This window comes from Streptomyces sp. NPDC053431 (genome assembly GCF_044544925.1).
GTDB lineage: Bacteria > Actinomycetota > Actinomycetes > Streptomycetales > Streptomycetaceae > Streptomyces.
Genome location: NZ_JBITXX010000001.1, coordinates 569,070 through 582,930, shown reverse-complemented (window position 1 = coordinate 582,930; position 13,861 = coordinate 569,070). Strand labels below are relative to the sequence as shown.

Annotated in this window: 11 protein-coding genes and 3 tRNA genes; 10 read left to right on the top strand and 4 right to left on the bottom strand. The window is 72.6% G+C overall.

Going from position 1 to position 13,861, the window contains the following annotated elements; genetic code table 11:
- Positions 1 to 90: 90 nt before the first annotated feature.
- Positions 91 to 1,446, bottom strand: coding sequence for a cation:proton antiporter (locus tag ACIGXE_RS02485; RefSeq protein ID WP_399741823.1), 1,356 nt, complete (start codon positions 1,444 to 1,446; stop codon positions 91 to 93).
- 294 nt (positions 1,447 to 1,740) lie between these two features.
- Between ACIGXE_RS02485 and ACIGXE_RS02480 the strand changes: the two genes are divergently transcribed.
- The 9 genes from ACIGXE_RS02480 (at position 1,741) to ACIGXE_RS02440 (ending at position 12,537) form a co-directional block, all read left to right on the top strand.
- Positions 1,741 to 2,916, top strand: coding sequence for a hypothetical protein (locus tag ACIGXE_RS02480; RefSeq protein ID WP_399741820.1), 1,176 nt, complete (start codon positions 1,741 to 1,743; stop codon positions 2,914 to 2,916).
- Positions 2,913 to 4,127 carry a caspase family protein gene (locus ACIGXE_RS02475; RefSeq protein WP_399741817.1) on the top strand — a complete coding sequence of 405 codons (1,215 nt, stop codon included), beginning with the start codon at positions 2,913 to 2,915 and terminating at the stop codon, positions 4,125 to 4,127. The genes ACIGXE_RS02480 and ACIGXE_RS02475 overlap by 4 nt, the downstream gene beginning before the upstream one ends.
- Before the next feature lie 81 nt (positions 4,128 to 4,208).
- Positions 4,209 to 4,388, top strand: a complete 180-nt coding sequence (locus tag ACIGXE_RS02470; RefSeq protein ID WP_399741814.1) for a hypothetical protein — start codon at positions 4,209 to 4,211, stop codon at positions 4,386 to 4,388.
- A gap of 21 nt (positions 4,389 to 4,409) precedes the next feature.
- Positions 4,410 to 7,244, top strand: a complete 2,835-nt coding sequence (locus ACIGXE_RS02465; RefSeq protein WP_399741811.1) for an aKG-HExxH-type peptide beta-hydroxylase — start codon at positions 4,410 to 4,412, stop codon at positions 7,242 to 7,244.
- 429 nt (positions 7,245 to 7,673) lie between these two features.
- The gene (locus ACIGXE_RS02460; protein ID WP_399741808.1) at positions 7,674 to 9,728 is read left to right on the top strand and encodes a phosphocholine-specific phospholipase C; all 2,055 of its coding nucleotides are present in this window, start codon (positions 7,674 to 7,676) and stop codon (positions 9,726 to 9,728) included.
- 145 nt (positions 9,729 to 9,873) lie between these two features.
- A complete protein-coding gene (locus ACIGXE_RS02455; protein ID WP_399741805.1) occupies positions 9,874 to 10,224 on the top strand; it encodes a hypothetical protein in 351 nt (116 codons plus the stop codon).
- Between the two features lie 19 nt (positions 10,225 to 10,243).
- Positions 10,244 to 10,744, top strand: coding sequence for a hypothetical protein (locus tag ACIGXE_RS02450; protein WP_399741802.1), 501 nt, complete (start codon positions 10,244 to 10,246; stop codon positions 10,742 to 10,744).
- 220 nt (positions 10,745 to 10,964) lie between these two features.
- Complete coding sequence (locus ACIGXE_RS02445; RefSeq protein ID WP_399741799.1) at positions 10,965 to 11,228, top strand: HAD-IA family hydrolase; 264 nt, start codon at positions 10,965 to 10,967, stop codon at positions 11,226 to 11,228.
- Positions 11,229 to 11,316: 88 nt separating this feature from the next.
- Positions 11,317 to 12,537, top strand: coding sequence for a DUF6236 family protein (locus ACIGXE_RS02440; RefSeq protein ID WP_399741797.1), 1,221 nt, complete (start codon positions 11,317 to 11,319; stop codon positions 12,535 to 12,537).
- A gap of 492 nt (positions 12,538 to 13,029) precedes the next feature.
- Here ACIGXE_RS02440 and ACIGXE_RS02435 read toward each other — a convergent pair.
- From ACIGXE_RS02435 to ACIGXE_RS02425, 3 genes are all read right to left on the bottom strand, one after another.
- Positions 13,030 to 13,106, bottom strand: a tRNA-Ile gene (locus ACIGXE_RS02435).
- Between the two features lie 163 nt (positions 13,107 to 13,269).
- Positions 13,270 to 13,345: transfer RNA gene (locus ACIGXE_RS02430), tRNA-Asn, on the bottom strand.
- A gap of 5 nt (positions 13,346 to 13,350) precedes the next feature.
- Positions 13,351 to 13,423, bottom strand: a tRNA-Asn gene (locus tag ACIGXE_RS02425).
- 136 nt (positions 13,424 to 13,559) lie between these two features.
- Here ACIGXE_RS02425 and ACIGXE_RS02420 point away from each other — a divergent pair.
- Positions 13,560 to 13,847, top strand: coding sequence for a YtxH domain-containing protein (locus ACIGXE_RS02420; RefSeq protein WP_399741795.1), 288 nt, complete (start codon positions 13,560 to 13,562; stop codon positions 13,845 to 13,847).
- The last annotated feature ends 14 nt before the right edge of the window (positions 13,848 to 13,861 follow it).

Below are 13,861 nucleotides of genomic sequence, written 5' to 3'. Positions count from 1 at the left end.
GGGTCCAGGGGACCCGGCCGGCTTTGTGTTGTCCCTGTCGTGCGGGGGGGGAGGCGCGTGTGGGGCGAGCCCCCAAGGGTCCCTAGGGGGCTAGGGGCTCGGGGCCGTCTCGGCGCCGGCGGTGGAGACGGGGGCGGGGCCGGGGTCCGCCCCGGACCTGCCCTCCGGGACCGGTCCGGGGCCCGGCCGGGCCTCGGCGGGCAGGGCGGCGGGAGGCGGTGCGTCGGCCGACCGGCGGAGCAGTCTGATCAGCGGGCCGGTGGCGGCCGTGGTCAGCAGTGCCATGACGACCAGCAGCGCGTAGAGCCGGGGGCCGATGATCCCCGCCTGCAGCCCGACGTTGAGCACGATGAGCTCGGTCAGGCCTCGGGTGTTGAGCAGGACGCCGATCAGCAGCGAATCGCGCCAGGGCTGGTGGGCGCCGCGTGCCGAGAGCGAGCCGGCGGCCACCTTGCTCACCACCGCCGCGGCACATATCACCACGAGGATCAGCAGGTCGGACGCGTGCAGCCCGCCCAGGACGACGGCCATCCCGGAGATCGCGAAGAACATCGGGAGCAGCAGCCCGCCGACCTCCTGGAGCGGACGCAGCAGGCGCGTGTCCGGCGAGCCGTCGGGAAGGCGGGGCATGACGACGCCGGCGAGCAGCGCGCCGAAGATGACGTGCAGGCCGAGCGCGTTGGTGGCCCAGGCGGAGGCCAGGGCGACGGTGACGGCGACGGGCACCTGGCGGCCCGGCGAGGTGCCCGGCCGGCGCATCCAACACGCGAGCAGCGGCCGTACCGCGAACAGCATCACCAGGACGTACACGACCAGCAGGGCCGCCCTGGCGATCCAGGCGCGCGCCGAGCCGTGCGCACCGCCCACCAGGACGACGGCGAGCACGGGCCAGCTCAGCGCGTCGATGACTCCGGCGGAGGCCATGGCGATCGTGCCCGGCCTGCTCCCGGAAAGTCCCTGGTCCTTGATGATGCTCGCCAGGACGGGAACCGCCGTAATGGACAGGGCGACGGCCATATAGAGGATGAAGGTGGCGTCGACCGGCCTTCCCTCGTTCACCGCGGCGAATCCGCCGGGAAAGGCGAGGACGATAGCGGCGCCCATGAGCATCGGAAGGACGAAACCGCTCACGGAGACGGCGGTCACGGCCGTCTGCTGACGCAGGAGACGCAGGTCGAGTTCATATCCGACCGCGAAGAGGAAGAACACGAGAGCCACTTGTGCCAGCGAGGTCAGAATGGGCTGGATCTGTTTCGGGAACAGCGATTCCCGCACCTCGCCGGGCAGCAGCCCCAGCAGGCTCGGCCCGAGGGCGATGCCGGCGAACAGCTGCCCGATGACGGCCGGTTGACCCAACCTGCGGGATGCGGCACCCAGGGCGTGGGATGCCGCGATCACCACGGCGAGGGCCGCGACGACATGCGTGACGACGGATTCCGAGCTCACCGGCATTCCCCTTCCGGCAAGTGCCGCCCACTGAGGCACAGCCCCTACGCAGTGTAGCCGTTCGCGTGGTAAGTGGCCTATCGTGGAAGCCGTTTGGCGTATGCCGCCACGGACGGGGGGTCAGCTGTGACGACAGTGCTGTTCGTACACGGCACGGGGGTGCGCGAGCCGGGATTCACCGAATCGGTGGAGCGCGTACGGGAGGGATTGCGTCCTTTACGGCCCGAAGTCGCCGTTACTCCCTGTTATTGGGGTGGAAGCGCCGGATCGGCGCTGCATTCGAACGGTATTTCCGTGCCGGGATACGGGACGGGACGGGGAGTGCCGGGGGCGGGCGGCCCGGGGGCCGGACCGGGAGGCATCCCCGGCTCCGGACGGGGGGCCGGCGTCCCAGGGACCGGCCCAGGGCCAGGCATCCCAGGGGCCGGCCCGGGGGCGGGCATCCTGACGGCAGACTCCCCCACGACCCAGGACGGCGGCGAGTTCGACGAGGACGTCGAGCTCTGGGGACTCCTCTACCTCGACCCCCTCCTCGAACTCCGGCTCGTCACCTTGGAGTCCACCGCCCGGGAGGAGCTGGCGCCGGGCGCGCGGCCACCGGGAGAGGCCCTCTCCACGGCGGCCATGGCCCTCGGCGGGGACGTCCCGCTGCGCGGGCTCCTCGACGCCGCCGGAATCGGCGAGGAGTTCGCCGCGGCCGTGGCCGCCGTCCTCACCTCCTCCGACTGCCGGCAGTTCCTGCGCACCCCGGCCGCGAGCGCCGCGACGGACGTCCTGGCACGGGCGTTCGTGGCGGAGGCGGTACGCCGCCGGACCGAGCGGAACGGCTCGGCACCGGCCTTCGACGGCACCGCCCGCGACGAGGCGGTCGCCCGGATCGCCACCCTGCTCCCCGGCGATCCGTCCGACGAGGCCGGCACCCACCGCGGCCCGGTGACCCGCCGGATCAAGCGCCTGACCGGACGGCTGGCCCTCGGGCTGGCCTCCGCCCAGGCGGTGAAGCGACGTTCGGCGCTGACGGACGCGGCGCATCCGGCGGCCGGGGACGTCCTGCTCTACCTGTCCCGGGGCGCCGCGATCCGCGAGATCGTCGCCGAGGCCGTACGGGCCGCCGAGCCGCCCGTCGTCCTGCTCGCGCACAGCCTCGGCGGCATCGCCTCCCTCGACCTGCTGGTGCTGCGGGAGCTGCCGGAGGTCGAACTGCTGGTCACGGTCGGCTCGCAGGCGCCGTTCCTGTACGAGCTGGGGGCGCTGCCGAGCCTGGAGCACGGCAGTCCGCTGCCCGCGCACGTGCCGCGCTGGCTCAACGTCTACGACCGGCGGGACCTGCTCAGCTATGTCGGCTCCGGCGTCTTCCCGGGCCGCGTCGACGACGTCGCCGTGGACAGCCGCCAGCCCTTCCCGCTCTCCCACAGCGCCTACTGGAGCAACCCGGAGCTGTACCGCCTCCTCGCGGCGGAGCTGCCGTGACCGCGGCGCGCCCGGACCGCACGTACGCCCTCGTGGTCGGCGTGGAGCGTTATGCGGCGGGCCAGGCCTGGGACCTGCCCGGCCCGGCGGCGGACGCCCGCCGCTTCACCGCCTGGCTACGCGGGCGCGGGGTGCCCGCGTCCCACATCTCGCTGCTGCTCGCTCCCTTGCCCGGCGCGGGCGGGCCGGAGGTCGACGTCCCCGCGGGCCCGGCCGGGCGGGAGGCCGTGCAGGACGTGCTCACGCGGCGGCTCCCGGCCCTGGAGGGCGACCTGCTCTGGGTGTTCTGGGGCGGCCACGGCGTCACCGACCCGCAGGGACACCGCCGGCTCTTCTACGCCGACGCCGGCCCGGACGATCGCCGGAACCTGGACCTGGACGCCTGGCTGGCCGCCTTCACCACCGACCTCGTGCCCGGGTTCCAGCGCCAGATCTGGGTGGTGGACTCCTGCCAGACATTCGTCGAGGACCTCGGCTTCGCACGCTCCCTGCCCGCCGAAGTACCGCCGGGCGGTGACCGCCTGCCGGGCCGGGAGCAGTTCGTCCTGCTGGCCTCGGGCCCGGGGCAGCGGGCGGTCAACGACCCCGTACGGCAGACCGGGGCGTTCTCCCTGGCCGTCCTGGAGGCGCTGGCCGCGACGGACGACGCGACGTGGCCGCCGGACATGGGCGCGATCGCGGACACCGTGATCGGCGGATTCACGGCGGGGGCGGGCGGGTCCGGCGCGGGAGCGGCCGGGTCCGGCGCGGGCGCTGGTGGGTCCGGCGCGGGCGCTGGTGGGTCCGGCGCGGGGGCGACCGGATACGGCGCGGGAGGGCAGCGCCCCACCTCCCTCTACACCCGTTCCTGGGCGGGCGACGAGCGCCGGCTCGCCTTCCCGGCCACCCGGCGCCTGGAGGAGCCGGTGCCGGACAAGGGCCTGCACGAACTGATCGCCCTGCTGGCCGGCTGGCCCACCATGACGGACCGCGACCACCGCCAGCTCGTCCTCGGCATGCTGCCCCCCGACCTGGCCGGCGCCATCCCCCGGCTGGGGGCGGCCCGCCCCGACATCATCAGCATCGTGCGCACCTGCCGTCGCCACCCGGGGGGCCTGGCCGCCCTCGTCGAGGCGGTCGCCCTGCTCGAACCGGGCGCCCTGGAGCAAAGGGAGCTGGAGAAGTGGGCGGCGCGCTGGCTGGGGACGGATCCAGGGGGCGCAACCGCCTGATCACGCCCTTCCGGAAGCCTCCTGCCTGCGCCATCATGAGAGCCAACGGGGTTGTTCAGGGCATGGCAAGGGGGATGTCACATGCACACGTCCGACGAATACCTGGGGTCCGAGCTGGTCGATCTCACCGAGGTCCCGCTGTCCGTCCTCCGGTCGCAGAGCCCGCGACTGCACGCCCGCTCGCTGGAGCTGCTGCTCCGTCAGGTCGAGCGTCCGCGGGTCAACTTCGCCACGGACGGGCAGCCCGGTCGAGCCGACTGACGGTTCGTTGGGAGGAGATCCGTGCAGACCGACGGACGCCACGAGCCCGCCCGTACCGTGCACCATCTCATTCCCTCGGCGCACTTCGACGCCCTGGCCGCGGGCCGGGGCGGTCCGGACACGATCCGCTTCCTGCGGACCACGGAGTACAGCAGGCGGCTCCTGCTGCTGCGGGCACTGCTCGACGAGATGGCGCGGACGCCCGGCGCCCTGGGACCGCTGCCGTCCGTGGACAGCGCCTGGGACACGCTGACCGCCGCTCAGGAGCACGCGCCGGAGGAGTTCCGGGCGCTGCTGCTGCACCCACAGACCGGCGTGTGGCTGGGCCACGGCCTGCGCCGGTTACGGCACACGGGCTGGGGCGACGGTCCGCTCTGGACGGACCTGGGCCACCTCTTCGCGATCTGCGCCGTCGCCGCACTGCGGGCGGGCCTGACCCTGCACACCACGGTGCCCCTGCGAGACGGAGCCGCGATGTTCCCGACCCTGGGACTCGCCCGCCTACCGGGGCGTCCGCGCTGGGGCACGGCGGAGGTGGCGGTCGAGTCGGGTCGCCTCCGGGTCGACCCGCACGGGGCGGGGGTGGGGCCGGCGGGCGGGCCGCCGCTCGACGGTGACGCGCCGGGCTGGCAGGGGCTGCGCCGGCTGCACGCGTACGTGACCGGGCGCCGGTTAGAGGTCTGGCTCGACGACGTCGACCCCTTCCGGGACCTCAGCGAGCCGCTGCCGCCGGAGCGCCTCGGCGCGAGCGAGGTCGCCTGCTGGCAGGACCGGTTCGGCCGGGCGCTCGCCCTCCTGGAGGACAGCGACCCGGAGATGGCCGCGGCCCTGGCGGAGGGCTTGCGCAGCATGACGGCCGTGGCGCCGTCACCGCGCGGGCTGGTGCTCAGCGCCTCCTCGGGGGACGCGTTCGGCGGGATGCTGACCTCCTTGCCGCCGGATCCGGTCACGATGGCGGTGACGCTGGTCCACGAGTTCCAGCACACGAAACTGGGCGCGCTGCTCCATCTGCTGACGCTGGAGGAGGACGGCGGCGCCGAGCGGCACCACGCCCCCTGGCGGGACGACCCGCGCCCCCTGAGCGGGCTGCTCCAGGGCGCGTACGCGTTCCTGGGGATCACCGACTTCTGGTCCCGCTACCTGGACCGGGCGCCGCTGACCGAACGGGCCAGGGCTGAGTTCGAGTTCGCCCTCAGCCGACGGCAGACGGGGGAGGCCGTCGACACCCTCGCCGCCGATCCCGCGCTCACCGCCCACGGGCGCCGCTTCGTGGCCGGCATGGCAGCGCGCCTGTCCTCCTGGGCGACGGACATCCGCGTCCGGCCCGCCGTCGACGCCCTGGCCGAGTTCGCCGCCACCGACCACCGCACGGAGTGGCGGATCCGCCACCTGGTCCCGGCCCCGGACGACGTACGCGCCCTGGCGAGGGCCTACGTGACCGGTGCCCGGGCCGCCGACTGCCCCGTCGGCACCCGCTCGGTCACCCCCGACCCCGCCCGCTGGCCTCACGCCCGAACAGCCCTGATCCACCAGGTACTCGACGCGCTCACGGCGGCGGACGGCCGCCGCCTCGCACGCCTGGACGCCACCAGTACCGACGGCGCCCGCCCAGACCCGCCCGAGAGCGCCGGCCTCGACGACGGCCGCCCCGACCCACCCGACAGCACCGGCCCCGACGACAGCCGCCCCGACCCACCTGAGGGCGCAGGCCCCGACAACGGCCACCCCGACCCACACATGGGCGCCGACCCCGACGACAGCCGCCTCGACCCGTCCGAGAGCACCGGTCCCCGCGACCCACACATGGGCGCTGGCCTCACCCCAGGCCGTCCCGGCCCGCCGACGGGCGCCGATCGGGAGGGTGCTGATCCCGACCGGGCGCGGTCGTGCGACGGCGGCTGTCCCGGCGGGCACCAACTCGCCTCGTTCAAGGGCGCCGACCGGGAAAGCGCCGGCCCCGACGCCGACCGCGCGCAGCCCTCCGCCTCCGGCGGCGACCGCGCAGAGTCCTCCGGCTCGGACGTCGAGACGCCCGCACTCTCCGACGGCGCCACCCCTGGCCTTGAACGGCCTCTGCCCGCCGCCCCCTATCGACCCGGCTCGTCCGACGGCGGCTGTCCCAGCTGTGAACGGCCGGGCTACTCCGGCTCATCGGGCCCCTCAGGCTCCCCGGGCTCCCCTGGCCCATCAGGCTCCCTCTGCTCCACAGGTTCCACGGATTTCACGGGCTCCTCAGGCCCCTCAGGCTCCACAAGCCCCTCAGGCTCCACGGACCCCTCAGGCTCCACAGGCTTCGTCGGGTGGCCAGGTACGCCCGAGGACGTAGCCCACGGCGGCGGCCGGGCCAGGCCCTCCGACGTCAAGGGGCCCGGTCCATCCACCAGTTACGCCGACGACGGCGACCGCTCGGGCCCCTCGAACGCCGCCCGGCCGGACACCTCCGACAGGGCCACCGCTCTCGGGGGCCGCCCCTGGCCTATCGCCCCCGACCGTCCCAGCCCCTCCGACGGTGACACCGCCCTCCCGGGCAACCGCCCCCGACCCGCGCCTCCCGAGCGCCCCCGGCCCTCCCCTCCCGAGCGCCCCCAGCCCTCCGACGCCGACCGCGCCCTCGTCACCGGCGATCCGGCCGCGCCCGACGCCTACGCCCGCCTCCTGGCCGGCGACCCCGAGGCCCCCGAGGCGTGGACCGGTCTCGTCCTCGCCCTCGCGAACGCCGACCCCACCACCCGCCCGCTGCTCCGACGCCCGGAACTCCTACGGGCGGTCCATCGCGAACTCCGCGCCATCGGCACGGCGGCCGACCCACGGGACGTGGCCCGTTGGCTGGCCGGCACGGCGGACGGCGGCACCTAGGGGACGCCCCCAGCCCCTCCGCCACCGCGCGGCCACGCGGTCTCACGGGCGGCAGACGGTGAAGCGCGTCGGAATTTGCGCGATTGTGTTCGGCACGGGGGATTCGCCTGCCGTACGACGGGCAGTCATGGGACGGCCGCCGCGCGGTGGTTCACGGGCGCTCTCCTTGGGGCGCCCGCCGCCGGCCCCGCCGGAAAACGCACGGCGGAGCAACGCAACACACCGCAACACCACGCAAAGCGACGCACCGCACCGCGCGGCACGGCACGGCACGGCACGGCACTGCACGGCTCGCACGGCCCGCACAGCGACGCACGGCCCGCACCGCACCGCAAAACGCACCGCACCGCACAGCGAATCACCGCACCGCACCGCACCACCGCACCCGCACACGACCGTCCGTTCCCCACACCGGAGGACCACTCCCCCATGGCCGACCTCAATCGCCGCCGGTTCCTGCAACTGGCGGGCGGAACCGCCGCCTTCACGATGCTCTCCGACAGCATCGCCCGCGCCGCCTCCATACCCGCCCAGGGCGCCACCGGCACGATCCAGGACATCGAGCACATCGTGGTGCTCATGCAGGAGAATCGTTCCTTCGACCACTATTTCGGTGCGCTGAAGGGCGTACGCGGTTTCGGCGACCCGCGCCCGGTGACGCTCCCCAGCGGCAAGCCCGTCTGGAACCAGTCGGACGGCAAGACGGAGACCCTGCCCTTCCGCCCGACGAGCGACAAGCTCGGCATGGAGTACCTCCAGGGCCTCAACCACGACTGGGCGGGCGGCCAGAGCGCCTTCAACAAGGGCAAGTACGACAACTGGGTGCCGGCCAAGACCAAGGCCACGATGGCGCACCTCACCCGCGAGGACATCCCGTTCCACTACGCGCTCGCCGACGCGTTCACCATCTGCGACGCGTACCACTGCTCGTTCATCGGCTCGACCGACCCGAACCGCTACTACATGTGGACCGGCCACACCGGCAACGACGGCACCGGCGGCGGCCCGGTCCTCAACAACGCCGAGGCGGGCTACGGCTGGACGACCTACCCCGAGCGCCTGCAGGCCGCGGGCGTCTCCTGGAAGATCTACCAGGACATCGGCGACGGCCTGAACGCCGCCGGATCGTGGGGCTGGATCAACGACGCCTTCCGCGGCAACTACGGCGACAACTCCCTGCTCTACTTCAACAGCTACCGCAACGCCCAGCCCGGCAACCCGCTCTACGACAAGGCCCGTACGGGCACCGACGCCAAGGCGGGCCAGGGCTACTTCGACATCCTGCGCGCCGACGTGCAGGCGGGCCGGCTGCCGCAGGTCTCCTGGATCGCCGCCCCCGAGGCCTTCTCCGAGCACGCCAACTGGCCCTCGAACTACGGTGCCTGGTACATCGCGCAGGTGCTGGACGCGCTGACCTCGAACCCGGACGTGTGGGCGCGTACGGCCCTGTTCATCACGTACGACGAGAACGACGGCTTCTTCGACCACGTGGTCCCGCCGTACGTCCCCGCCTCGGCCTCCCAGGGCCTGTCCACCGTCTCCACGACCCTGGACTACTTCCCGGGCAAGACCGGCTACGTGGCGGGCCCGTACGGCCTCGGCCCCCGCGTCCCGATGCTCGTCGTTTCCCCGTGGTCGACGGGCGGCTACACCTGCTCGGAGACCTTCGACCACACGTCGATCATCCGCTTCATGGAGACCCGCTTCGGGGTCCGCGAGCCCCAGATCTCCCCCTGGCGCCGGGCCATCTGCGGCGACCTGACCTCAGCCTTCGACTTCTCCCGCACGCAGACCCAGCCGGCCGCCCTCCCCGCCACCGACGGCTACTACCCGCCGGACAGGAACCGCCACCCCGACTTCCTGGCGACCGCCCCGGCGGTGGGCACGATGCCCCGCCAGGAGCCGGGCGCGAAGCCCACCCGGCCGCTGAAGTACGCCCCGTACGTCGACGGCAGCGCCGACGTGACGGCCGGCACCTACCGCCTCACCTTCAGCGGCGGCCCGTCGGCGGGCGCCCAGTTCTACATCACCTCGGCGAACCGCACCGACGCCCCGTGGACGTACACGACCGAGGCCGGCAAGTCGATCTCGGACACCTGGAACACCAAGTACTCCAAGGGCCTCACCGACCTCACGGTCCACGGCCCCAACGGCTTCCTGCGCCGCTTCCGCTCCCCCGGCAAGACGGCCGTCCCGGAGGTCCAGGCCCGCCACAACGCGACGACGGGGGCACTGGACCTGACGTTCACCAACGCGGGCACGTCCACCACGGTGACGGTCACCAACGCCTACGGAGGCACGCCGACCACCGTCTCGGTCCCGAAGGGCGCGACGGTCACCCACACCGTGCCCCTCACCTCCTCCTCCCGCTGGTACGACGTGACCGTCACGGCCGCCTCCTCGACGGACTACCTCCGCCGACTGGCGGGCCACGTGGAAACGGGCGCGGCGGGCGTGACGGACCCGGGCATCCTGACGTACTGAGCCCTGCCGGGCACGCAGCCGGGGCGGACGGCCACACCACCTCGCCCGCCCCGGCGACCCGCCACACCCCACTCCCCCAGGCCCCCCACCCCGGTTGAGTACGCACACTCATGCGGGACCGCCGACAACGGACTTGGCTGGGGTCATGGCGATGAACGATCTCGACGCACCGGTGTCCGGGGGCTGGGTGGCCCCGCTCGTCTCGACGGTGATCACGCTCCCCCTGGGCTTCCTGACCCTCGCGTACACGATGCTCTCCCCGATGGCCTGCGACTCCTGCGACGGCGCGGACGCCGACCGCTTCGACGCGAGCTTCGCCGTGGCCTTTCCCACCGCCATGGTGGGCCTGCTCGTCTCCCTGGTCCTGCTGATCACCAGCTGGGCCCTACCCCGCAACGCCCGGAACGTCCCCCGCCGCATCGGCTTCGCCCTCGCCGCGCCGCTGACGGTCGTGGTGACGGCGATGCTCTTCGCAGGGCTTCTGCAGACGCCGTGACGGCGTAGGGTGGGGCGCCGTGAGCGAATGGCGGATATCCGAGGACGAGGGCGGCACGCTGGCCGCCCGCTGGTGGCAGTGGGCCCGTTCGGCCCCGGACCGGATGAGCCCGGTCGCCGACACGACCGGCGAGCACGCGGCCTGGCGGCAGCCCGACGACGTGTGGTTCCTCGCCGGCACCTACGGCGGACGGGTGGTCCGCCGCTGCGAGATCCCCGCCGACCGCCCGGTCTTCTTCCCGGTCCTCAACGTCCACCACCCCAAGCTGCTCTCCCGCACGCCGCAGGCCCTGGACGTCTCCTCCGCGAAGGCCTACCTCAACGGCGCCCCGCTCCCGCTCCGCGAGTTCGTCACCCGCCCCTTCCGCCTGGGCCTCCAGATGCACCTCGCCTGGGGCATCTGGGCGGCCCTCGCTCCGCTGCTCCCCGGCCAGTACGTCCTGGAGATCAAGGCCGCCACGACCGAGGGCTTCTGGGTGGACACGACGTACCACCTCACGGTCGTGGACCACCCCGGCTAGGGTCGGCGCATGCGACCAGAGGTGATCTTCTTCGACCTGGGGACGTGGTCTGCCGCTTCCACCCCGAACGGCGGCTCGCCCTTCTGAGCGAGACGTGCGGGAGGAGCACGACCGAGGTGGAGCACACGCTTCGAGCCCGACCCTCGGATGCTGGCCTTGGTGGACGGGCTTCGACCGCCGCACCGCACCGCCCTGCTCACCAACAACGACCTGCTGGTTCATGGAGGCGCTCCCGGAGGTGCTCCCCGAGGTCGCCTCCCGCTTCGACGTCCTGCTGTTCTCCGGCCGCCTCATGGCCACCAAGCCCGCCTCCGCCGCCTCCACTCGAGCCCTGGAGCTGGTGGACTGCTCCCCCGGCGAGGCCGTCTTCATCGACGACAAACCCAACAACATCGCGGGCGCCCGGGCCGTGGGGATCACCGCACTCCACTTCACCGGCGCGGAGGACCTGAGCACCGCCCGGGACGAGCTTCTGGAGCGGTGAACGTGCTTGTACGGTGAACCCGTCGCCACCGCCGGAGCCGGGGACCGGACGGTGGTTCCGAGGAGCCTTCGCCCTGGGGGGAGCGGTCATGCAACGAATCGGCCTGTACTACCCGTACATCCACTGTCGCGACGAACGCTGGCTCAAGCTGACGGCCCTGTACTGGCCGAAGCTCGCGCGGGTCGTCCCGGACGGATACCCGGTCGCCGACTCGGACACCGTCGCCGCCCTGGACGACGGGCTCGGCGGCTTCCTTCAGCCCACGTCCCCGGGCGCCGCCGCGGAGGCGGTCGCACCGCTCTTCCTCGAGCTGTTACGGGAACACGGCGTGGCGCTCCGCGCCATCCACGGCATCAGCGAGACGCAGAGGGCGCACGGCTACCGCGTCATGGCCGAGGCGAGCGCACCGGCGGTCGGGATGCGCACTCGCGTCGCCCAGCGGCGGCTCGGTCTCGCCGCGCTCCATGAGGACGAGGTGGCCCCGGCGCTGCGAAACGCACTGCTCGAACATCGGCTGGCTTTCGCAACGGCACGCACTCATCCGCCGTATCGGTACGGCATTCCCTGGCTCGCCATGAGCCCCCGGCTGGCCTGGCTCTACAAGTGCGTGCTCACCGACGAGCTGGCCCGGCGCACACGCTTCGCCCCCCTGACCGATCAGTCGGTCTCCCACGCCGTCCACGGATGGGACGCCGGACTCGTCGCGCGGGCGCTGCTGGACCTCGGCGACCACACCCCTCCCAGCCCGGCCGAGAGCCTGGAACAAGCCGTCGGTCTGCTGTCGCTGCGCCTCGTCGTCCCCGAGAACCTCGACGCCGTACCCGTGGAGAAGATCGTCCGACTACGCACGCGGCACCGTGCGGAGTTCGACGCGTTCACCAACGCGGTGAGCACCGTGACGAAGAACCTCCGCGAGTCCCTCGGGTCGATCGACGACCCGGACGCCCTTCGGCAGTACCTCGAACTCGCCATCGCCCAGTCCTTCGAGACCCCGCTGGCGGACCTGCGGAAATCCATGAACTTCCTGGGGATCACCACCACGTTCGGCGCCATGAACTCGAAGTTCGAACTGGGCACCGCCACCGCGCTCCTCCTCGGCGGCATCCCGGCCGGTCAGCCGCTGGTCATGGCGAGCGGTGCGGTCCTCGGCCTGGCCGCCCTTCGGCACAGCACCGCCCGGGCCCGAGACGCCCAGTTGCGCACCACGCCGACGGCGTACCTACTGCGAGTGGAGAAAGATCTCCGGCCCCGACAGCTCCACAAGCGGGTGACACGGGGCCTCGGCCGGATCGCCGGAACGTCGATCTGAGCATCACGGGTCACACTCCGGTCCACGCCACGCCTCAGGTGCGGACGGATCGCGGATCGCCATCGGCCGAAGTCAGGGCCGACGGAAGGTGTGCGGGAGCGACCACTGCCCCCGTCGGCACACGCCGAGGTGCTGGCGGCCCTATGCGCCCTGGACCCGCACGCTGACGTGGGGGTGGAGAAGCCGGTGTGCGCACCGAGCGATGTGCAGTGGATACGCCGGTTGGTGGAGACGCACGCGCGCCGCGGGCGCCTGCCGGCCATGCGGCGGGAGGTCGACCAGACGCCGGCGCAGAAAGACGGGAGCGCTGCCGAAGCTCCGAAGGTGACGCGGGACACGGTCATGGATGCGCCGAACGGGGGGTTCGAGCGCGCCGCGTGCCCCGCGTCCCCGCGTTGCCCAAACCGGTGTGCTTTCCTGCTCAGGACGAGCCGCCAGGACCCTTCGCGCTCGCGTTCTGCCGCCGAGCTGGCTGATCAGAACGTTTTTTCGTGGTGGGGCGGGTGGGACTCGAACCCACGGCCGACGGATTATGAGTCCGCTGCTCTAACCGGCTGAGCTACCGCCCCGAACACCACGGCGCGTACAAGTGTGCGCGCCGTCTGCCGCAGCATAGCCGCTCATACGATCTCCTGCTCCGGATGGTCGGCCATGCTCGATCAAGAAGACTCCGGGAGCGGGTGGACGGTTCCACCGGAAACGAAAAAGGACCCCGAAGGGTCCTCTTCCGTGTGGCTCCCCCGGCTGGACTCGAACCAGCAACCCTCCGGTTAACAGCCGAATGCTCTGCCAATTGAGCTACAGGGGATCGCGCTCCCCCGACTGGACTCGAACCAGTAACCTGCCGGTTAACAGCCGGCTGCTCTGCCAATTGAGCTACAGGGGATTGCTGCGTTGCGACGAACGGTCCCACCTCCGGCCTTGCCGAGGGGCGGGCGTTCGCTGCGAGACATAGATTAGCGCAAGCAGGGGGGTGCTCCGCCAATCGGTATCCCCAGGGCGCTCCACGGAAGGATCGCAGCGTGCGCAAGCTGATCTTCATCGGCGGCCTTGCCCTCGGTTTCGTCATCGGGACGCGGGCCGGACGAGAGTGGTACGAGCGGATGAGGAAGGGGGCCCAGCGGGTCGCCGAGAACCCCGCCGTGCGGAACGCGGCCGAGGCCGCAGCCCAGTCGGGACGGCAGGCGGCCGGGAAGGCGATGCACGCCGTCGGGGACCAGGCACACAAGATCCGCGCCCGGCGTGATCACAACGGGCAGTACGGGACCGGCGGGCAGTACGAGGAGGAGTGGGGCACCAGCAACACCTGACCCGCCGACGCCCG